Genomic DNA, 21,177 nt, shown 5'->3' with positions numbered 1-21,177 from the left:
GCCCGGGGCAGGAAGGGGCAGCTTTGGTGTATTCCCGTGCCCCTTCCTGCTTTGTTCTCTTTTTTTGCTTGAATATGGGCGGCGATGGAAAGCCGGGGATTTTTCGAAGAAGGGATATCCCGGCGCGCATCACGGGTATTCCCGCCGATAATGCATAACAAGGATTTTTCAAAAAGCCGACAAGTAAGGTTGTGATGAAGTGAAAGCTGCATATATCCATATCCCGTTTTGCGAACATATTTGCTATTATTGTGACTTCAATAAATTTTTATTAAAGGGCCAGCCGGTGGATGAATATATCGAGATGCTGCTGAAAGAAATGAAAATGAAAACGGCGGCCGGGGCATGTGAAAAACTGAACACCATTTTTGTAGGCGGGGGCACGCCGACTGCTTTAAATGAATACCAGCTTGAAAACCTGCTGGCGGGTATACGCGAAATCCTGCCGTATGACGGGAAAGGCGAATTTACGTTTGAAGCGAACCCCGGCGAGACGTCGGAAGGAAAACTGCGGATCCTTTACGAATACGGCGTCAACCGGTTAAGTTTCGGCGTCCAGTCGTTCAATGACCGGCTGCTTAAGAAAATCGGGCGGACGCACCGTGCCGAAGACGTGCACCGGACGATTGAAAATGCGGTAAAGGTTGGCTTTTCCAATATCAGCCTTGATTTAATGTTCGGGCTTCCGGGGCAAACCGTGGAGGATTTCCGTGATACGCTGGATGAGGCATTGTCCATGCAACTCCAGCACTATTCAAGCTATTCCTTGATCATTGAACCGAAAACCATTTTTTATCATTTAAAAAGAAAAGGGAAGCTCCATCTGCCTTCTGAGGATGCGGAGGCCGATATGTACGGGTTGTTAATGGATGAAATGGAAAAGCACGGCTACCGCCAATATGAAATCAGCAATTTCACGTTGCCCGGATATGAGAGCCGCCATAATCTCGTTTACTGGAACAACGAAGAATATTACGGTTTTGGCGCCGGGGCACACGGGTATGAAAACGGGGTCCGCATGTCGAATTACGGCGCGTTGAAAAAATATATCGAGTTGCTTCGGGGCGGCATGCTTCCCGTTATCGAGAAGCATCCGGAGACAAAGCGGGAGAAAATGGAAGAAGAAATGTTTCTCGGCTTAAGAAAAAATGAAGGGGTTAGCATCCGCCATTTTCGTGAAAAATTTCAAGTGGATCTATCCGAAATTTTTGCCGATGCAGTGAAGGAAATGGAGGAAAAGGGGCTTCTTGAACAGGTGGACGGGCATATCCGGCTGACGCGGAAAGGGCGCTTTCTCGGCAACGAAGTATTCGAAGCGTTTTTGCTCGGCTGACCAGCTGTAAACATGTAAATATATTGACAATGGCGCATGATTTTGTTAATTTATTTATATAAATTAGCACTCATTCGTATTGAGTGCTAACAGGGGTGATGGAAGTTGTTAACTGATCGTCAGCTGTTAATTTTGCAAGTGATCATTGATGACTTTATTCGTTCAGCCCAGCCTGTAGGTTCCAGAACGCTGTCCAAGAAACGCGGGATCTCTTTCAGTTCCGCCACGATCCGGAATGAGATGGCGGATTTGGAGGAACTCGGGTTTATTGAAAAGACCCACACTTCTTCCGGAAGGGTTCCGTCCGAAAAAGGCTACCGTTATTATGTCGATCATCTTCTATCGCCGCAAAAACTCGGGCCTGCGGATATTTCGCAAATCCATTCCATTTTCGCTGAAAAAATCTTTGAAATGGAAGGACTTGTAAAAAAATCGGCGCAAATTCTTTCCGAAATGACCAATTACACGGCGATCCTGCTTGGCCCTGAAGTGAAAGATACGAAGCTGAAAAACATGCAAATTGTTCCGATTAACGATAAAACAGCTGTTGCCATTATGATTACGGACACCGGGCACGTGGAAAACCAGACGATTACGCTACCGGAAGGGTTCCATCCGGGGCAGCTCGAAAAAATGGTGAATATTTTTAATGAGCGCCTCGCCAATGTGCCGATTTCGGAGTTGAAAGATAAAATTCATAAAGAAGTGGCGGATATTCTGCGCTGCCATATTGAAAATTATGAATCGATCCTGAATACGATTATCAAAATGTTCAACGCCGGCCGCCACGAGAAAATTTTTGTCGGCGGAAAAGCCAATATTTTGAACCAGCCGGAGTTCCATGACCTTGACAAAGTCCGGCCTTTGCTTGACATGATTGAACGGGAAGACAGCTTTTACGAAATTGTAAAACAAGTACCGAGCGGAATCCACGTGAAAATTGGAAAAGAAAACAAGATTTCCGAGATGGAAGACTGCAGCATGATTACAGCAACTTATTCAATCGGGGATGAACCAGTCGGCAAGATCGCGATTTTGGGCCCTACGCGTATGGAATATTCACGAGTCATCAGTATTGTGGATTTCTTAAGCAATGATATGACCAATGCCTTGACAAAACTGTATCACCGATAGGCAATATGGACATATTGGAAAGTAGGAAGGCTTAAAGCGCGGCCGGATGCTTTAAGTCCTTCTTATTGTGCTTTTTTATGCCCGGCGGTTTATACTTTAAAGGGGGTGAACAAAAAATGGCAGAAGAACAAAAAAAACCATCTGAAAACGCACATGAAGCCGCAGAGGAAAAAATTGAAGCGGTTTTCGAGGAAGAAAAAGAAACGGAAAAACCGGCTGATACGCTAAAAAACGGCGGCGCCGAAACAAAGGAAGGGGCTCCGGAAACCAAAGACGCTGAAACCGAAAAAGCGGAAGCGCCGAAAACTGAAGAGGAGAAGGCAGAAAACGCGTCTGAAGCGCAGCCGGCCAATGAAGAACTGGAAAAAGCGAAACAGACGATAAAAGAACTGCAAAATGAGCTCGAACAGGCCGAAAACCGCTACCTCCGCCTGCGTGCCGATTTTGAGAATTTCCGGCGCAGGGTGAACTTGGACCGGGAAGCGGCCGAAAAATACAGGGCGCAAGAATTGATCACGAACCTGCTTCCGGCTATTGACAATTTCGAACGCGCGCTTTCCATGGCCGAGAAAAACGATCATACAAAACAATTGTTGGACGGCATGGAAATGGTGTACCGGAGCATTTTGGAGGCGCTGAAAAAAGAAGGCGCCGAGCCGATTGAAGCGCTTGGCAAGGAATTCGACCCGCATTTCCACCAGGCGATCATGCAGGGCCAGGAAGAAGATGTTGCGTCCAATGTAGTCCTTGAAGAATTCCAAAAAGGCTATATGTTAAAAGACAGAGTCATCCGCCCGTCAATGGTGAAAGTGAATCAGTAACGGGCTTTACATAAATAAAAAGGGAGGCATTATCCATGAGTAAAATTATCGGTATTGACTTAGGTACGACAAACTCATGTGTAGCAGTGCTGGAAGGCGGCGAACCGAAAGTCATTCCGAACCCGGAAGGAGGCAGGACAACGCCTTCAGTTGTCGCTTTTAAAAACGGGGAACGCCAAGTAGGGGAAGTCGCAAAACGGCAGGCGATCACGAACCCGAATACCATCATTTCCATCAAACGCCATATGGGTACATCCCATAAAGTCAAGGTGGAAGGAAAAGAATATACGCCGCAGGAAATTTCCGCAATGATCCTGCAATATTTGAAATCTTATGCTGAAGATTACCTTGGAGAGAAAGTGGAAAAAGCGGTCATCACCGTACCGGCCTATTTCAACGATGCCCAGCGTCAGGCGACAAAAGATGCCGGAAAAATTGCCGGGCTTGAAGTGGAACGGATCATCAATGAACCGACAGCCGCTGCGCTTGCATACGGCCTAGACAAAACGGATGAAGACCAAACGATTCTCGTTTTCGACCTTGGCGGCGGTACATTCGACGTATCCATCTTGGAACTCGGTGATGGTGTGTTCGAAGTGCACGCGACTGCCGGTGACAACCACCTCGGCGGTGATGATTTTGACCAGGCGATCATCGATTACCTCGTCGATAATTTCAAAAAAGAGCATGGTATTGACTTGTCCCAGGATAAAATGGCGCTGCAGCGTTTAAAAGATGCAGCCGAAAAAGCGAAAAAAGATTTGTCCGGGGTTACTTCGACACAAATTTCGCTGCCGTTTATTACAGCCGGTGAAGCGGGGCCGCTGCACCTGGAAATGACATTGACCCGTGCGAAATTCGACGAACTGACAGCCCACCTTGTTGAACGGACATTGGGTCCGACCCGCCAGGCTTTGCAAGATGCTGGTTTGACGGCTGCCGATATTGACAAGGTCATCTTAGTCGGTGGTTCGACCCGTATTCCTGCCGTACAGGAAGCGATCCGTAAAGAAATCGGCAAAGAGCCGCATAAAGGCGTCAACCCGGATGAAGTCGTAGCAATGGGTGCTGCGATCCAGGGCGGCGTGTTAACCGGTGACGTAAAAGACGTTGTGCTTTTGGACGTTACTCCACTCTCGCTCGGCATTGAAACAATGGGCGGCGTGTTCACGAAATTGATCGAGCGCAATACGACGATCCCAACGTCGAAATCGCAAATTTTCTCGACTGCAGCCGATAACCAAACAGCAGTGGACATCCACGTGCTGCAAGGGGAACGCCCGATGGCAGCCGACAACAAAACGCTTGGTCGTTTCCAATTGACGGATATTCCGCCTGCACCGCGCGGCGTTCCGCAAATCGAAGTTACTTTTGATATTGATAAAAACGGGATTGTTAATGTTAGTGCAAAAGATTTGGGCACCGGCAAACAGCAAAACATTACGATAAAATCTTCCACGACATTATCCGATGAAGAAATTGAACGGATGGTAAAAGAAGCGGAAGAAAATGCTGAAAGGGATAAAAAACGGAAAGAAGAAGCGGAACTTCGGAATGAGGCAGACCAGCTCGTCTTCACTGCGGAAAAAACGCTAAAAGAGCTTGAAGACAAAGTGGATGCTTCCGAAATTTCAAAAGCGCAAAAAGCAAAAGATGAATTGAAATCTGCCATTGAGAAAAATGATCTCAACGAAATCCGCCAAAAGAAAGATGCTCTGCAGGAAATCGTGCAAAACTTGTCCGTCAAATTGTACCAACAGGCGGCACAGCAACAATCCCAGCAAAATGAAGGCGCACAGGGCGGCGGAAAGAAAGATGACAATGTCGTTGATGCCGATTTTGAAGAAGTCGACGACGATAAATAATCTGGTAACCAATGTTGCCCATTTCAGCATGATATCCATGGAAAAAGTCAAAGTCTGGTCTATTCTCGGCTTTGACTTTTTTCATATGTCAATGCTACAATTACCTCTATGTGAACGTTTCGGGAGTGAGAAGAAATGAGTAAACGGGATTACTATGAAGTGTTGGGCGTCGGGAAAGATGCGACCAAAGAAGAGATTAAAAAAGCTTACCGCAGGCTTTCAAAAAAATACCACCCGGATATCAATAAAGAGCCTGATGCTGCCGAAAAATTCAAGGAAATCTCGGAAGCGTACGAAGTTTTAAGCGATGACCAGAAGCGCGCGCAATACGACCAGTTCGGCCATGCGGGCCCGAACCAGGGCTTTGGCGGATTCGGCGGCGCGGATTTCGGCGGTTTCGGTTTCGAAGATATTTTCAGCACTTTCTTTGGCGGCGGAAGAAGAAACGACCCGAATGCGCCTCGGCAGGGTGCCGATTTGCAATACACGATGACGCTCGAATTTGAAGAAGCCGTATTCGGGAAGGAAACGGATATACGGATACCGCGCGAGGAAACATGCGATACATGCCACGGGACGGGTGCTAGACCGGGGACACATCCTGAAACTTGCCCGCACTGCCACGGAACCGGCACGTTAAATACAGAACAAACAACGGCATTCGGGCGCATTGTCAACCGCAGGACATGCCATTACTGCGGCGGAACCGGTAAGATCATTAAAGAAAAATGCAAAACTTGCGGCGGGACCGGAAAAGTGAAAAAGCGCCGCAAAATTCATGTGAAAATCCCTGCCGGCATTGATGACGGCCAGCAGCTGCGTGTGGCAGGCCAGGGGGAACCGGGCGTAAACGGCGGACCTGCCGGCGATTTGTACATCATTTTTCACGTCAAGCCGCATGAATTGTTTGAACGCGACGGCGACGATATTTACTGCGAAATCCCGATTGCTTTTACCCAGGCAGCTCTTGGGGATGAAATCGAAGTTCCGACCTTGCACGGCAAAGTAAAATTGAAAATCCCTGCCGGCACGCAGACTGGTACGAAATTCAGGCTGCGCGGAAAAGGCGTGCCGAACGTCCACGGCTATGGCACTGGCGACCAGCACGTCATTACAAGAATTGTGACGCCGACGAAACTCACCGAGAGGCAAAAACAAATTTTGCGTGAATTTGCCGAAGCGAGCGGAAAAGTCCCGGATGAACACAGCAATAATTTTTTTGGCAAAATGAAAAAAGCTTTTAAAGGGGACTAAACAAATAGGAGTTGGTCATTTCATGAAATGGTCGGAAATTATGATCCATACCGCAAACGAGGCGGTTGAGGCGATTTCGAATATTTTATATGAGGCGGGCGCGGGCGGCATTGTGATCGAAGATTCGAATGAGTTGCTGAAAGAGCATGAGGACCGGTTCGGCGAAATATACGAATTGGACCCGGATGATTTTCCGGATGAAGGGGTCATCATTAAAGCGTATTTGCCCATTAATAGTTTTTTAGGCGAAACAGTGGAAGAAATCAAACAAGCGATTACCAATTTGGCCACTTTCGACATTGATATCGGCCCGAATAAAGTGACGATTAGTGAAGTCAATGAAGAAGAATGGGCAACGGCTTGGAAAAAATACTATAATCCTGTCAAAATATCCGAGAAGTTTACGATCGTTCCGACGTGGGAAAACTATGAACCGGTATCAAGCGACGAACTGATTATCGAGCTGGATCCCGGCATGGCGTTCGGCACCGGCACCCATCCGACGACGGTCATGTGCATCCAGGCATTGGAACGGACGGTGAAACCGGGCGATACAGTGATCGATGTCGGAACCGGTTCCGGCGTGTTAAGCATTGCTGCGGCCATGCTCGGGGCGGAGCGGGTTACCGCGCTTGATTTGGATGAAGTTGCGGTCCATGCGGCCACGCTCAATGTCAAACTCAATAAAATGCAGGACCGTGTAACGGTGAAGCAAAATGATTTGCTGAAAGGAATCAATGGGCAGGCGGATGTTGTCGTTGCGAATATCCTTGCCGAAGTGATTATCGGGTTTACCGAAGATGCGGCAAAAACGGTGAAACCGGGCGGCTGGTTTATTACGTCCGGCATCATCCGCCAAAAGAAAGATGTAGTGAAAGATGCGCTTTTGTCTTCCGGTTTCACCATTGAGGAAACGATGGTGATGGAAGACTGGGTTGCATTAATCGCAAAGCGCGGGTGATTTGATGCAGCGTTATTTTCTAAAACAGTTTTATCACGGGGAACAGGAAGTCCGGCTGCAGGGCGAAGTGTACCATCATATCGCCCATGTCATGAGGATGTCTGAAGGCAGCCGCTTTTATTGTGTATTTTTGGATGAAAAGGCGTGCATATGCGAGATAAAAAAAATCACAAGCGATACGGTCATTGCAAGAATCGTCGGCTGGGAAAACGCTCAGAAGGAACTCCCGGTGCATATCACGGTTGCAAGCGGCCTCCCGAAAGCTGACAAGCTGGAGTGGGTCATCCAAAAGGGGACAGAACTTGGCGCCGATCAGTTTCTGCCTTTCATTGCCGAAAGATCCGTTGTAAAATGGGATGCAAAGAAGGAAGCAAAAAAGAGGGAGCGCTGGAAAAAAATCGCTTTGGAAGCCGCGGAACAGTCGCACCGCAACCATTTACCGGACGTATCTTCCCCTGTTTCCTTTAAAAAGCTTCTCGAAGAAAGCCGTACATACAAACATATGCTGGTTGCGTTTGAAGAAAGCGCCAAACTGGGGGAGCGGCGCCGTTTTGCGGAGGCGTTGTCGAAAATGGCGGAAGGGGACAATGTCCTGATGGTTTTCGGACCTGAAGGGGGACTGTCCCCTGGAGAAGTCCGCCTGCTTGAAGAATCGGGATTCGAGACTTGCGGTTTGGGCCCGCGTATATTACGGGCAGAAACGGCGCCATTATATGCGCTTGCCGCCATTTCTTACCATTTCGAATTAATGAGGTGAATGTGATGTCAACTGTAGCATTCCATACGTTAGGATGCAAAGTGAACCATTATGAAACGGAGGCCATTTGGCAGCTGTTTAAGAAAGCCGGCTATGAACGGGTCGATTTTGAATCGAATTCCGATGTATATGTGATCAATACGTGTACGGTAACGAATACCGGCGATAAAAAAAGCCGCCAGGTGATCCGCAGGGCGGTGCGCCAAAACCCGGATGCCGTCATCTGCGTCACCGGCTGTTATGCGCAGACGTCCCCGGGTGAGATTCTTGAGATCCCGGGTGTCGATGTCGTCGTCGGCACACAGGACCGCGGGAAAATGCTTGATTACATTGAGCAGTACCGGAAAGAGCGCCAGCCGATCAATGCCGTGAAAAATATTATGAAAAACCGCGTGTACGAAGAAATGGATGTGCCTTATTTCACGGATCGCCACCGCGCTTCTTTAAAAATTCAGGAAGGCTGCAACAATTTCTGCACATTTTGCATCATTCCGTGGGCCCGCGGCCTGATGCGGTCAAGGGATCCTGAAAAAGTGATCAGCCAGGCGCAGCAGCTCGTCGATGCCGGTTACAAAGAACTGATTTTAACCGGCATCCATACGGGCGGGTACGGGCAAGATTTGAAAGATTATAATTTGGCAATGCTTTTAAGGGATTTGGAAGAAAAAGTGCATGGTTTAAAACGCGTCCGCATTTCTTCAATTGAAGCAAGCCAATTGACGGATGAAGTGATCGATGTCATTAAAAACTCAAAGGTCATCGTCCGCCATATGCATGTGCCGATCCAGTCAGGCTCTGATAGCGTGCTGAAAAGAATGCGCCGTAAATACACGATGGCACAATTTGCCGAGCGGATTACGAAATTAAAAGAAGCGCTGCCGGGTCTTGCTTTAACTTCCGATGTCATCGTCGGCTTCCCGGGTGAAACGGAAGAAGAATTCATGGAAACCTATCATTTTATCAAAGAACATAAATTTGCGGAACTCCATGTCTTCCCGTACTCGCCAAGGACAGGCACGCCGGCTGCAAGAATGAAGGACCAGATTGATGAGGAAACGAAAAATGAACGCGTCCACCGCATGATCACGTTGAGCGACCAGCTGGCAAAAGAATATGCGTCCAAATTTGAAAACGAAGTGCTCGAAGTCATTCCGGAAGAGCCTTATAAAGAAGATCCGGAAAGCGGCCTTTACGAGGGTTATACGGACAATTACCTGAAAGTTGTCTTCCCGGCAACGCCGGATATGGTCGGCAAGCTGGTAAAAGTTAAAATTACAAAAGCCGGTTACCCGTACAATGAAGCTAAATTTGTCAGGGTAATGGACGATGTGCTTCCGGCTGTAAACGAAGCGATGTAAACGTGAAAGGAGAGACGGAAAAAATGGCTGTAGACCTCGCAAAAATGATTGACCATACATTATTAAAACCGGAAGCCACACAGGAGCAGATCACAAAACTGTGCGAAGAAGCCAAACAATACGGCTTTGCATCGGTTTGTGTGAATCCAACATGGGTGGCATATGCGCACCAGCTTTTGGCCGGAACCGGTGTGAAAGTCTGCACGGTGATCGGGTTCCCGCTTGGCGCCACTACTCCTGAAGCTAAGGCGTTCGAAGCGGAAAATGCGATCCAAAACGGCGCAGATGAAGTCGATATGGTGATTAATATCAGCGCTTTAAAAAGCAAAAACTTTGAACTCGTTGAAAAAGACATCCGTGCCGTTTGCGAAAAAGCGAAGGAAAAGGCATTGGTCAAAGTGATCATTGAAACATGCCTGCTGACAGACGAAGAGAAAGTAGAGGCATGTAAACTTGCGGTAAAAGCCGGTTCAGATTATGTGAAGACGTCCACCGGATTTTCAACGGGGGGCGCGACAAAAGAAGATGTCGCCTTGATGCGGAAAACGGTCGGGGAAGAAATCGGCGTTAAAGCTTCCGGCGGGGTGCGTACGCGCGAAGATGCGCTTGCGATGGTGGAAGCCGGCGCCACAAGAATCGGCACAAGTGCCGGCACCCAAATTGTCAAAGGTTGATAAAAACATCCGGGCAAATTTCCTGCCCGGGTGTTTTATTTTTTTCCGTGGAAAGTCACAATGAAACGGCCGAAGTTTTCGGAAAAAGGCAGCACGGCAAGGGAAGAGATCAAGTTAAATAGAAGGCTTGCATGGGCAAGCTGCTGTTCAGGGGTGGACGAAAGCGCCCGGCACCCGTCTGCAAGCAAATGGAGGAAAGGCAAAAAAATAAGTGCACCTCCGATATTCAGCCAAACATGGGTAAAAGCCGTGAGCCTTGCTTCTTCACCTGCGCCGATGCTCGCCAAAAGGCCAGTTATGCATGTCCCGATATTTGCGCCAAGCATAATCGCAATCCCGGTTTCAAGCGGAAAAACGCCCGATCCGAGAAAGCCCATTGCCATTCCGATCGTGACCGTGCTCGACTGGATGGCGGCGGAAAGGAGAATGCCAAGAAAAAAAGCGGACATAGCGTGTGTGTTCAAAACGGAAAACAAATGCTGCACGAAAGCCGTTTTCGAAAGCGGAATGGCAAGCACCTCAAAACCGCGCATCGCGGCAAACACAAGCGAAAGGCCGAACAAAATATGCCCCGCGCTTTTTAAACGCTTGTTTCCGAAAAAGATCAAAACCGCGCCTGCACCCAAAAATGGCAGGATCAGCCCGGATAAATGAAATGTCAGCATTTCCAGCGTAAAAGTGGTGCCAATATTGGTGCCTAAAATAATGCCGATCGATTGCGCGAACGTTAACATTTTGGCGGAAACAAGCCCGACCGTGATGACCATGACAGCGGAGCTGCTTTGCAGAAGCGCCGTCATGGCTGTTCCAAACAGCATGCCGGAAAATGGTGTGCCCGCCAGTTTTTTTAGCCAACGCTCGGCCTGGTTGCCGGACAATTCAAACAGCCCGGTTCGCAGCCTGTGGATTCCGAATAAAAATGTGATGATCAATAAAAGAAACCAAACAGAATAAAGCATGTCCTTCCCCCCGTAAGATCATATGGAAAGAAAGGGAAGAACATGCCTGTTTTATGAAGCGGGCTTTATTTTTCTTGTTTGGCTCCGGCAACTGTGATGCAATGCTTGACGTTCAGTAAAGCACGCGGAAATCCTTGAAATGTTCCTGGTTTGGCAAATATTCAATATAGACATCGGTTACTTTTGCAAAACGGGAAGGTCCTTTTTTTAGCCCCGCGATAAACTTTTCCATCGCCTTTTGTTCCCCTTCCGCCATCACTTCCACGCTGCCGTCATCGTTGTTTCGGACCCATCCGCGGATATGCAGTTGGTTTGCTAGAAACTGGGTATGATAGCGGAACCCGACGCCTTGTACTCTGCCGGAAACAATGACGTGTGCCACTTCGTTTTTTTCCATCGTAATCCCTCAATCTTTTATAGAAACTTTACATCCATTATAACAAAATTTTAAAATATGCGCCCCTGATGAGGCAAAAGCATGTAAACATCTGCACATTCCGCATATGCTGACTTGAGCGAGCAGAAAAAAAGAGCCGGTATCAACAAGACATGGAAGCGCAGATGTTGACCGAATATGGAGGATATTATATACTTATAAAGTACATGGGTTTCCATGCCTGACATGTAACCGTTTGTGTTCGGAGGGAGGGAAAGAGAAATGTCAAAAACAATCGTTCGGAAAAACGAATCGCTTGAGGATGCTCTTCGTCGCTTCAAACGTTCTGTTTCCAAAACGGGAACTTTGCAAGAATATAGAAAGCGCGAATTCTATGAAAAACCAAGCGTAAGGCGCAAGAAGAAATCTGAAGCTGCCAGAAAACGTAAGTGGTAAGAGAGGGTGGAATGATGAGTCTTCTCGAGCGTTTAAATAGCGATATGAAGCAAGCGATGAAGAACAAAGAAAAAGAGAAACTCTCCGTAATTCGTATGCTGAAAGCAGCTGTTCAAAACGAAGCGATCAAGCTCGGAAAAGACGGTTTGACGAATGATGAAGAGTTGACGGTCCTTTCTCGCGAAGTAAAGCAACGCAAAGACTCCCTCCAGGAATTTAAAAACGCGGGTCGTGACGACCTTGTTGAAAAAATCCAAAATGAATTGACTTATGTGAACGCATATTTGCCGGAGCAGCTTTCTGAAGATGAATTGCGTGAAATTGTCCAACAAACGATTGAGGAAGTGCGTGCCGCTTCGAAAGCTGATATTGGCAAAGTAATGGGAGCCGTCATGCCGAAAGTAAAAGGCAAAGCCGACGGTTCGATTGTTAGAAATATCGTTCAGCAGCAATTATCATGATCTTTGCATAATAAAGCCGGGAATCCGAGGGGTTTCCGGTTTTTTAAATGCTCTGCCCCATTCCCTATCTTTTCATCCTCCCGTCCCTGATCATCCAGCCCCTTTCCAGATGAAGAGAAGCACTGCGTAAAATGAGGAAGGTACGGGATCGGCAAGTAAATTTACCCGAAAGAACAAGAAACAGAATTGAAAGAAAAACTTCAAGCATACATTGAAAAATATTTTCCGGACGGGACGATCGAATATTTTACATAAAATCCCGGAATGTGCCTGCAAGAAAATCGCAAATTCAGTGATGAACCCCTTTTTTGTGTCATAAATATGAGATGAAAGGGGGGTTCTTTTTTATGGCAAAAAAATGGCGGCAGCAATTGCAAAACTGGATGGCACATAAAATGGAACTTCCACAAGATGTGATGATGGACCTTCCAAGAATCACGATGATTGGCCAGATCCATATTTACATTGAAAACCACCGCGGCCTTTTGACATTTACAGATAAAGAAGTCCGGCTGCTCCTCGAAAACGGGCAGCTATTGATCAAAGGCCAGTCGTTTGTCATCAAAACGATTTTACCTGAAGAAATCTTATTGGAAGGCAAAATAGATGAAGTTGTGTATTTGAACGGATAGGAGTGGCTTCGGTTGAAAAATCAATGGGTAACATTTATAAAGGGGACAGTGCTCGTAAAAATTGAAGGAAAAGGGATTGAACGTTTTATCAACCAGCTGACACGGTCCGATTTGGTGGTATGGAATGTAAAGCGGAAGGGAACGATGACCGTCACGTTCGAGATGCATTTGGCTGATATCCACAAACTCCGGAAACAGGCGAGGGGCCAAGACTTAGAGATCCGCTTTTTACGTGGCCGGGGCGTACCTTTTTTATGGAAAAGGACGCTGAAAAACGCCGGATTCCTGTTTGGTTTTTTTCTGTTTTTGGCCATGATCACGCTTCTTTCCAATGTGGTTTGGGGGGTGGAAATTAAAGGCGCGTCCCCGAAAACTGAGCATGAAATCCGCAAGCAATTGGACAAACTGGGAATTAAGAAAGGGAATTTGCAATTTTTCCTGGATGACATCGAAACGGTCCAGCATAAGCTGACAAACGCGCTTCCCGGCGTGACGTGGATCGGTGTTGATTTGCAGGGGACAACCTACCATTTTACTGTCGTAGAGAAAAATACGCCGAAGCCGGTTAAAAATCCGGGGCCGCAGCATCTTGTCGCCTCGCAGAAAGCGGTCGTCGAAAATATGTTTGTCGAAAAGGGAAAGCCGGTTGTGAAAATCAACCAGTATGTCAAAAAAGGCCAGCTGCTTGTTTCGGGCATCATTGGAAATGATAAAGAAAAATATCCGGTTGCGGCAAAGGGGAAGATCTATGGAAAAACATGGTATAAAACTGCTGTTGAGCTTCCGCTGAAATCCCGCTTCCAAGTCTATACTGGCAATGAAATCCGCAAATATTACGTCGGTATCGGATCCGTAAAGCTGCATGTATGGGGGTTTAAAAACCAAGCGTACAAGTATTCCGATACGTCGGAAGAGGCGGATAGCGTGAAATTCCTGAAATGGAAGACGCCGATCCGCATCATCCGGCAGACGGTACGGGAAAAAGAAGATGCGCCGAGAGTATACACAAAAAATGAGGCCGTGAAGGAAGCAAAGATTTTGGCCATGCAAGATTTGCGCAAAAAACTGGAAAAGGATGCGCAAATCACAGATGAATATGTTTTGCAAGAAAAAGTGGAGAATGGTACATTAAAAATGGCAATCCATTACGAAGTGATAGAGAATATTGCAATTGCAAAACCAATTGCTCAAGGAGACTTAGAATGACAGAAGAAAGCACGGCAAAACTACAATTGGAAAATACAAACGAAGCAGTGCTCCTGTTCGGGATTTCCGACAGGCATTTGAAACTACTTGAGGATGCCTACGGGGTGCATATCATCACCCGCGGTGAAACGATCCAGGCAAGCGGGGAAGAAGAGGCTGCCGAAAGGGTTATTATGGTGATGGCCAAGCTGCTTGATCTTGTCCGGAAAGGCATCCATATCAGCGGGCGTGATGTGCTATACGCTGTTGAACTGGAAAGAAAGGGGCACCTTGATTATTTTACCATCCTGTATGAAGAAGAAATCTCCCGCAATGCGAAAGGAAAAGCGATTCGCATCAAAACTTTGGGGCAACTAGACTATATCAAAGCGATCCGGCACCATGACCTGGTTTTCGGGATCGGCCCGGCCGGTACGGGAAAGACGTATTTGGCGGTCGTAATGGCGGTGAATGCGTTAAAAAGCGGGCAGGTCAAAAGGATCATATTAACCCGCCCTGCAGTTGAAGCGGGCGAGAGCCTTGGCTTTTTGCCCGGTGACCTGAAAGAAAAAGTCGACCCGTATTTGCGCCCCCTTTATGATGCGTTAAATGATGTTTTGGGCGCGGAACATACCCAGCGCCTTATAGAAAGGGAAACGATTGAAATTGCGCCGCTTGCCTATATGCGCGGGCGTACGCTGGATGATGCGTTTGTCATCCTGGATGAGGCGCAAAATACGACGCAGGCGCAAATGAAAATGTTTCTGACGCGGCTTGGCTTAAATTCTAAAATGGTCATTACCGGCGACAGGACGCAGATTGACCTGCCGAAAGGGGTGGAATCGGGGCTTTTGACAGCGGAAAGGGTGCTCGAAAATATACAAGGCATCGCATTTGTGTATCTTGAAGAAAGCGATGTCGTCCGCCATCCTTTGGTTGCAAAAATCATCGAGGCCTACCAGAATGCGTAACCCGAATGCTTTTATCCGGGTTATTTTGCCATGCAATTTATGCGGAAAACTGGTATGATGGAAGCGTTAAGACTGATTCTAAAAGGGCGGTGTCAAACGGCAGATGAAATTGCATGAGCATATCGGCAGGCTGCGGGTGATGCTGGGATTTAAAGGGTTTACATCCGTTATCCTGTGTTCTCTGGCCCTTATTATGTTCGGTATCTTTTATCCAGACATCAGGCCACAAACATACGATATTAAATTATTTTCGATTGCGAATAATACGATCCGCTCCCCGAAAACAGTTATTGATGAAGAGAAGACGAACGAAGAAAAGCAGAAAGCGGCCCGTGAAGTGGCAAAAGCTTACACTTATGAAACTAGCCAGGTGCAAAACCGTGTTTCCCTTATGAATTCTATCTTTGATGTGGTGGAAGAAGTGAATGGGAAATATGAAAAACAAAAAGAGAGCGGCAAAAGCAGCAACAAATTACAGGAAGAAAAACTGGCAAAACTAAAAGAAATCCTTACTGAAAATGTTTCAGGCAATGTGGCCGGTTCCATTTTCGACAACAGTTTTCTCGCACTTTTGTCCGCTTCTCCGGATGATTTGGATGCAGTTAGAAGCGTTGTGGTCAGTAGTGCCGAAGAAGCGCTCGGCAAAAAAATCACAGAAGACGATGTGGCTTATGCCCGGGATGCCGTTGCGGTGAAAATCAGCAGATCCGCATTGCCAGCAGGTCTGAAAACTGCGGCGGCCGAACTCGGAAAGTACGCCATTGTGCCCAATTATGTGTATGATGCAAAGCTGACGGAAAAAAGAAAAAAGCAAGCGATGGATAGTGTGGAGCCTGTTAAAATTCTTCAGGGGCAGGTCATTGTCCAGGAAGGGCATCTGATCGACCGCGAAACATACCGCCAGCTTGAACTGTTCGGCTTATTAAAAAATAGCGGATCGATCAAACCGTATATCGGATTGGCCGTTTTTGTCCTGCTTGCCTGCACCCTTTTGTATTTATATGTCCGCCATATGCGCGCCCCCGAAGAAACGAAGCAGAACCGGCTTGTCATGGCAGGCATGATTCTTCTGATCGCGCTTGCATTGATGAAGCTGATCGGCGCATTGATCCACCTGCAAATTGCCGGGATCGAATATGTTTACCCTGCGGCAATGGCCCCAATGCTTGCCCAGATTCTGCTCAGGGACCGTTCGGCTTTTTTGCTTGGTGTCCTGCTTGCGGCATGCGCGAGCATTGAATTCCACGGTGAATTAGCCGATATGTTTAATGCCGAGATGGTCGTGTATGCGTTATTGAGCGGTACTGCCGGCATATTACTTTTGCTGGCGCGGCTTGAGCGGACACGGCTTTTTAAAACTGGGATATCCGTCGCGCTTTTCAATATGCTGGCCGTCTGTTTTATTTATTTGTTGAATCCCGGGCAAATGGCACAAATGGATTTTTTGTATTCCCTTTTGTTTGCGTTTTTGTCCGGCATTTTGTCTGCGGTCTTGACCATGGGGCTGCAGCCGTTTTTTGAAGCGGCGTTCGGCATTTTGTCCCCGATGCGGCTGATTGAATTGTCCAACCCGAACCATCCGCTTTTGAAAAAAATCTTGATAGAAGCCCCCGGCACGTATCATCATAGTTTGATGGTCGCAAACTTGTCCGAAGCGGCGTGCGAAGCGATCGGGGCAAACGGCCCTTTGGCGCGTGTCGGAAGCTACTATCATGATATCGGGAAAACGAAGCGCCCGCAATTTTTTATCGAAAACCAGATGAATACCGGCAATCCCCATGACCGACTCGAGCCGGAAGTAAGCCGGGACATTATTTTTGCCCATACAAAAGACGGGGCGGAAATGCTAAAAAATTATAGGCTGCCGAAAGCTTTGGTGTACATTGCCGAACAGCACCACGGGACGACATGTATAAAATATTTTTACAGCAAGGCGAAAAAGAAAAGCTCGGAGGTAAAAGAAGAAGATTACCGCTATTCCGGCCCGAAGCCGCAGACGAAAGAAGCCGCTGTCATCAATATTGCGGACAGCGTTGAAGCGGCCGTCCGACGCCGGAAGAAATTCAAAATTTGGTCCACAGCATTGTGCAGGCCCGCATGATGGATGGACAGTTTAATGAATGTGACATTATGATGAAAGAATTGAAGATTGTTAAATGTACGCTTTGCGAAACGCTGAACGGCATTTTCCATTCAAGGATCCAGTATCCGAAGTAGTTTCACGGCCGTGGGTGTATCGCGTTTACCATCAATATTTGTTAACATTACAATTGCATAATATAAAGAAAAAGGATGGCTGACATGACCTTATCGATTGATTTGATTGATGAAACGAATGAGCTGGCAGAAGAAAATCTGCGGCTCGTTGAAGATTTGTTGAATTATGCGGCTGAACAAGAAGGGGTTGAGGACGGGACCGAGTTGTCGGTGACCTTCACCGATAACGAGCGGATCCGCGAAATTAACCGCGAGTACCGTGATAAAGACCAGCCAACTGATGTCATTTCTTTTGCGCTTGAAGAGTCCGGGGAAGGGGAGATCGAAATTATTGGTGAGGGATTGCCGCGTGTGCTCGGGGATATTATCATTTCCGTGCCGCGCGCAAGGGAGCAGGCCAGGGAATACGGGCACTCGTTTTTAAGGGAGCTGGGCTTTTTGTCCGTTCACGGGTTTCTCCATCTGCTCGGTTACGACCATATGACAAAAGAAGATGAAGCGGAAATGTTCGGACGCCAGAAAGAGATTTTAGACGGATATGGGCTCAAAAGGTAAAAATATCCCGAAATACCGTACCCCTTTCCGGCCGGCTTTGGAAGGAGTGTGGCAGACGATCAGGCGGGAACGGAATTTCCGGTTTCATCTTTTTGCGGCTTTTTGCGCCGTTTTGCTCGGTTTCTTTTTCTCCCTTTCCAAAGCCGAATGGATTGCAGTGCTTTTTTCAATCTTCGGCGTATTTTCGATGGAACTGATGAATACGGCAGTTGAGCGGACGGTAGATTTGGCGGATGGCCGGTACCATCCGCTTGCCAAGCAGGCAAAGGATGCGGCAGCGGCAGCGGTGCTGATGGCTGCGGTGCTCGCCGCCATCATCGGCTGCATCGTATTTCTTCCGAAACTGCTTCACTTATTCGAAGGAGCGGCTTTTTGATGCGGCTTCTTTTTTTATGAAGAACCGAAATGATCAGCGCGAAATCCGCCCGCTTTCCGCCCGCGCCGAGCCTCCTCGCACGGTTCCGTACTGCGGGGTCTCGCCTGGCCCGTCTTTTCCCGCAGGAGTCCCGCAAATTTCGCACTGATCCGCATGATCCTGTAAATAGCCCTTTAAACCTTCCTGTGGTCGGCGCGGTTTGAAACACGTCTTTCTTTACGATAAAATAAGATTAAACCAGCCATACATCGACAAAATTTTAACGAAACTTAAAATATTCAAAAATAATGAAAAATACATTTTAACTTTGAGGCAAACTTGTAGTAAAATACAATTAAAGGGGAAAACATATGAAGATCAAACAGTTAATCGAAGAAGCGAAGTCAGCACGAAACAAAGCATATGTTCCGTACTCCAAATTTCCGGTGGGCGCCGCCCTGCTTGCAAAAGACGGAAGGATGTTCCACGGCTGCAATATTGAAAATGCGGCGTACTCGGTCGGCAATTGCGCGGAACGGACGGCCATTTTTAAAGCTTATTCTGAAGGCGTCAAGGATTTTACCGCCCTGGCTGTTATTGCGGATACAGACCGGCCATGCTCCCCGTGCGGCGCGTGCAGGCAGGTCATCTCGGAGCTTTGCCCGAAAGACATGAAAATTGTACTGGCCAATTTAAAGGGTGATATTATGGAAACAACGGTTGAAGCGCTGTTGCCGGGCGCTTTCTCAGCGGAGGATTTGCATGGATAATTCAGCATATAAATCAGGTTTTATCTCGATTATCGGGCGCCCGAATGTCGGGAAGTCCACATTTTTGAATCATGTCATTGGGCAAAAAATCGCCATTATGAGCGATAAGCCGCAGACGACAAGGAATAAAGTCCAGGGCGTCTATACAACGGATGAAGCGCAGATGATTTTTATCGATACGCCCGGGATCCATAAGCCGAAGCATAAGCTCGGCGATTTCATGATGAAAGTGGCAACGAACACGCTGAAAGAAGTCGACCTCATTTTATTTATGGTCAATGCCGAAGAAAAACTCGGCCGCGGCGATGAATATATTATTGAAATGTTAAAAAACATTCGTACGCCCGTATTTTTGGTCATTAATAAAATTGATCTCGTCCATCCGGATGACCTGCTCGGGATCATTGGACAGTATAAGGATTTGTATCCATTCCGGGAAGTTGTCCCCATTTCCGCGCTTGCCGGAAACAATATTGACCGGCTGCTTGAAACCATCCAGAAGTATTTGCCGGAAGGGCCGCAGTATTATCCTGCCGACCAGGTGACGGACCACCCTGAACGTTTTATCATTTCGGAACTGATCCGCGAAAAAGTGCTTCATCTGACAAGAGAAGAAGTTCCCCATTCCATCGCGGTAGTCATCGATAAGATTGAGAGGATGGAAAATCGGGATGTCATCCGCGTCATGGCCACCATTGTGGTGGAAAGGCCGTCGCAAAAAGGGATTGTGATTGGCAAACAAGGCGCCATGTTAAAGGAAATCGGAAAAAGGGCAAGGGGGGATATCGAAAATTTGCTTGGATCAAAGGTCTATTTGGAATTGTGGGTGAAAGTGCAGAAAGACTGGCGCAATAAAATCAGCCAGCTTCGCGATTTTGGCTTCAGGGAAGACGAATATTAACCCAGAGATGAATTCACGCGCCAATTGACAATTTTTACGCCGAATGTTTGCATCTGCTCTGGTGAAGCTATGAGTGAAGGCTTTTAAAAATTCATGACCCTCACAACATGAAAGGCGTGGTGAAGATGTTGGAATTTACCTGGAAAGTCTTTGCGGATACCGGCAATATTGATACGTACCTGCTTTTTAAAGAACTGGAAAGGGATCGGCAAAAAGAACGGCAGGAACCCGAAGAAGATCCGGCTGAAGCGGATTTTCCGGTAACATGACCCGCCGGCAGGCCGGGCCGGCCGCTTTTTAAAAGCAAGAGGTGGGAAGGTTGTTCGAAAAATGTGAAGGGATCGTCATTAAAAATACGGATTATGGCGAATCCAATAAAATATTGCATATTTATACGCGGGAATTTGGGAAACTGAGTGTAATGGCACGCGGTGCAAAAAAACCGAACAGCCGCTTGGCCGCGGTTTCCCAAATCTTTACATACGGAAACTTTCTTTTCCAGCCGTCGCGGGGTCTCGGCACACTCCAACAGGGCGAAATTGTTTCTTCCATGCGCTATATCCGCGAAGATATTTTTAAAACGGCATATGCCGTATATGTGATTGAACTTTTGGATAAGGCGGTGGAAGACAAAAAAAAGAACCCTTTTTTGTTTGAACTGCTGCTGCGCACGCTTGAATATATCGATGAAGGCTATGATACGGAAATCATCACCAACATTTTTGAAATGAAAATGCTGAATGTGCTCGGGCTGTACCCGTCCATGGACAAGTGCGCGGTATGCGGAAGCCGGGCAGGGGCCTTTGCATTTTCCATCCGGGAAAACGGACTTCTTTGCGACCGCTGTTTTGGCCGCGACCCGTACCGGCTTCCGTTGTCCCAGCCCTCCATCAGGCTGCTCCGGATTTTTTATTTTCTGGATATCAACCGGCTAGGCACCATTTCCGTAAAAGAATCGACAAAAAAAGAATTAAGGCAGGCCATTTCCATGTACTATGATGAATATTCTGGCCTGCATTTGAAATCGAAACGTTTTCTCAGCCAAATGGAAGAGCTAAAAAAAGGCCTGAAACCGGATGAAGGATAATCTGTTATTCAGTATATGCATATTGTGCCTACAATATAAATAAAGATTTGAAGCTTTTATGTGCAACACACGGCATTTGAAGACAGAATGGCAGC

At 47.3% G+C, this 21,177-nt stretch carries 22 protein-coding genes and 2 pseudogenes; 22 read left to right on the top strand and 2 right to left on the bottom strand.

Features of this window, described 5'->3' with window-relative positions:
* Nucleotides 1–199 precede the first annotated feature (199 nt).
* From hemW to deoC, 9 genes are all read left to right on the top strand, one after another.
* On the top strand, nucleotides 200–1,333 hold the full coding sequence (hemW, locus tag BpJC4_RS07120) for a radical SAM family heme chaperone HemW (RefSeq protein WP_151679805.1): 1,134 nt from the start codon (nucleotides 200–202) through the stop codon (nucleotides 1,331–1,333).
* Between the two features lie 105 nt (nucleotides 1,334–1,438).
* Entirely contained in the window at nucleotides 1,439–2,467 is a 1,029-nt protein-coding gene (hrcA, locus tag BpJC4_RS07115; RefSeq protein WP_151679806.1) for a heat-inducible transcriptional repressor HrcA, read from the top strand.
* 116 nt (nucleotides 2,468–2,583) lie between these two features.
* The gene (gene grpE / locus BpJC4_RS07110) at nucleotides 2,584–3,288 is read left to right on the top strand and encodes a nucleotide exchange factor GrpE (RefSeq protein WP_151679807.1); all 705 of its coding nucleotides are present in this window, start codon (nucleotides 2,584–2,586) and stop codon (nucleotides 3,286–3,288) included.
* Between the two features lie 35 nt (nucleotides 3,289–3,323).
* Nucleotides 3,324–5,153: a molecular chaperone DnaK gene (dnaK, locus tag BpJC4_RS07105; protein WP_151679808.1), complete on the top strand. Its 1,830-nt coding sequence runs from the start codon at nucleotides 3,324–3,326 to the stop codon at nucleotides 5,151–5,153.
* Between the two features lie 135 nt (nucleotides 5,154–5,288).
* Nucleotides 5,289–6,407: a molecular chaperone DnaJ gene (gene dnaJ, locus BpJC4_RS07100; protein ID WP_151697713.1), complete on the top strand. Its 1,119-nt coding sequence runs from the start codon at nucleotides 5,289–5,291 to the stop codon at nucleotides 6,405–6,407.
* Nucleotides 6,408–6,429: 22 nt separating this feature from the next.
* Nucleotides 6,430–7,368, top strand: a complete 939-nt coding sequence (gene prmA, locus BpJC4_RS07095) for a 50S ribosomal protein L11 methyltransferase (protein ID WP_151679810.1) — start codon at nucleotides 6,430–6,432, stop codon at nucleotides 7,366–7,368.
* A gap of 4 nt (nucleotides 7,369–7,372) precedes the next feature.
* Entirely contained in the window at nucleotides 7,373–8,125 is a 753-nt protein-coding gene (locus tag BpJC4_RS07090; RefSeq protein WP_151697712.1) for a 16S rRNA (uracil(1498)-N(3))-methyltransferase, read from the top strand.
* A 5-nt stretch (nucleotides 8,126–8,130) separates the two neighbouring features.
* On the top strand, nucleotides 8,131–9,483 hold the full coding sequence (mtaB, locus tag BpJC4_RS07085) for a tRNA (N(6)-L-threonylcarbamoyladenosine(37)-C(2))-methylthiotransferase MtaB (protein WP_151679812.1): 1,353 nt from the start codon (nucleotides 8,131–8,133) through the stop codon (nucleotides 9,481–9,483).
* 23 nt (nucleotides 9,484–9,506) lie between these two features.
* Nucleotides 9,507–10,157, top strand: coding sequence for a deoxyribose-phosphate aldolase (gene deoC, locus BpJC4_RS07080; RefSeq protein ID WP_151679878.1), 651 nt, complete (start codon nucleotides 9,507–9,509; stop codon nucleotides 10,155–10,157).
* Nucleotides 10,158–10,192: 35 nt separating this feature from the next.
* On the opposite strand, the gene BpJC4_RS07075 is transcribed toward deoC, so the two are convergent.
* Nucleotides 10,193–11,116, bottom strand: a complete 924-nt coding sequence (locus tag BpJC4_RS07075) for a Na/Pi symporter (RefSeq protein WP_151697711.1) — start codon at nucleotides 11,114–11,116, stop codon at nucleotides 10,193–10,195.
* A gap of 112 nt (nucleotides 11,117–11,228) precedes the next feature.
* Entirely contained in the window at nucleotides 11,229–11,513 is a 285-nt protein-coding gene (yccX, locus tag BpJC4_RS07070; RefSeq protein WP_151679814.1) for an acylphosphatase, read from the bottom strand.
* 261 nt (nucleotides 11,514–11,774) lie between these two features.
* Between yccX and rpsU the strand changes: the two genes are divergently transcribed.
* From rpsU to recO, 13 genes and pseudogenes are all read left to right on the top strand, one after another.
* Nucleotides 11,775–11,948: a 30S ribosomal protein S21 gene (rpsU, locus tag BpJC4_RS07065; RefSeq protein WP_151679815.1), complete on the top strand. Its 174-nt coding sequence runs from the start codon at nucleotides 11,775–11,777 to the stop codon at nucleotides 11,946–11,948.
* Between the two features lie 14 nt (nucleotides 11,949–11,962).
* The gene (locus BpJC4_RS07060; protein WP_151679816.1) at nucleotides 11,963–12,409 is read left to right on the top strand and encodes a GatB/YqeY domain-containing protein; all 447 of its coding nucleotides are present in this window, start codon (nucleotides 11,963–11,965) and stop codon (nucleotides 12,407–12,409) included.
* 135 nt (nucleotides 12,410–12,544) lie between these two features.
* Nucleotides 12,545–12,664 (top strand): annotated as a pseudogene (locus tag BpJC4_RS16955) (spore photoproduct lyase family protein); the annotation flags it as partial.
* 92 nt (nucleotides 12,665–12,756) lie between these two features.
* Nucleotides 12,757–13,041: a sporulation protein YqfC gene (yqfC, locus tag BpJC4_RS07055; RefSeq protein ID WP_151679817.1), complete on the top strand. Its 285-nt coding sequence runs from the start codon at nucleotides 12,757–12,759 to the stop codon at nucleotides 13,039–13,041.
* 12 nt (nucleotides 13,042–13,053) lie between these two features.
* A complete protein-coding gene (yqfD, locus tag BpJC4_RS07050; protein WP_151679818.1) occupies nucleotides 13,054–14,247 on the top strand; it encodes a sporulation protein YqfD in 1,194 nt (397 codons plus the stop codon).
* Nucleotides 14,244–15,197 carry a PhoH family protein gene (locus BpJC4_RS07045; protein WP_151679819.1) on the top strand — a complete coding sequence of 318 codons (954 nt, stop codon included), beginning with the start codon at nucleotides 14,244–14,246 and terminating at the stop codon, nucleotides 15,195–15,197. Before yqfD ends, BpJC4_RS07045 begins: the two co-directional genes overlap by 4 nt.
* A gap of 103 nt (nucleotides 15,198–15,300) precedes the next feature.
* Nucleotides 15,301–17,414: pseudogene (locus BpJC4_RS07040) on the top strand (HD family phosphohydrolase).
* 84 nt (nucleotides 17,415–17,498) lie between these two features.
* Nucleotides 17,499–17,969, top strand: a complete 471-nt coding sequence (ybeY, locus tag BpJC4_RS07035) for an rRNA maturation RNase YbeY (protein ID WP_151679820.1) — start codon at nucleotides 17,499–17,501, stop codon at nucleotides 17,967–17,969.
* Nucleotides 17,953–18,345 (top strand): diacylglycerol kinase family protein, encoded by a 393-nt coding sequence (locus BpJC4_RS07030; protein WP_151679821.1) that lies wholly within the window; start codon nucleotides 17,953–17,955, stop codon nucleotides 18,343–18,345. Before ybeY ends, BpJC4_RS07030 begins: the two co-directional genes overlap by 17 nt.
* A 350-nt stretch (nucleotides 18,346–18,695) precedes the next feature.
* Nucleotides 18,696–19,094 carry a cytidine deaminase gene (locus tag BpJC4_RS07025; protein ID WP_151679822.1) on the top strand — a complete coding sequence of 133 codons (399 nt, stop codon included), beginning with the start codon at nucleotides 18,696–18,698 and terminating at the stop codon, nucleotides 19,092–19,094.
* Nucleotides 19,087–19,995, top strand: a complete 909-nt coding sequence (gene era / locus BpJC4_RS07020) for a GTPase Era (RefSeq protein ID WP_151697710.1) — start codon at nucleotides 19,087–19,089, stop codon at nucleotides 19,993–19,995. Before BpJC4_RS07025 ends, era begins: the two co-directional genes overlap by 8 nt.
* Nucleotides 19,996–20,120: 125 nt before the next feature.
* Nucleotides 20,121–20,264: a YqzL family protein gene (locus BpJC4_RS07015; RefSeq protein WP_151679824.1), complete on the top strand. Its 144-nt coding sequence runs from the start codon at nucleotides 20,121–20,123 to the stop codon at nucleotides 20,262–20,264.
* 50 nt (nucleotides 20,265–20,314) lie between these two features.
* On the top strand, nucleotides 20,315–21,082 hold the full coding sequence (gene recO, locus BpJC4_RS07010) for a DNA repair protein RecO (protein WP_151679825.1): 768 nt from the start codon (nucleotides 20,315–20,317) through the stop codon (nucleotides 21,080–21,082).
* Nucleotides 21,083–21,177: the final 95 nt, after the last annotated feature.

Source organism: Weizmannia acidilactici, from assembly GCF_008974185.1.
In the GTDB taxonomy this organism is placed as follows: domain Bacteria; phylum Bacillota; class Bacilli; order Bacillales; family Bacillaceae_C; genus Weizmannia; species Weizmannia acidilactici.
This window is presented reverse-complemented; position numbering and strand designations above follow the sequence as displayed.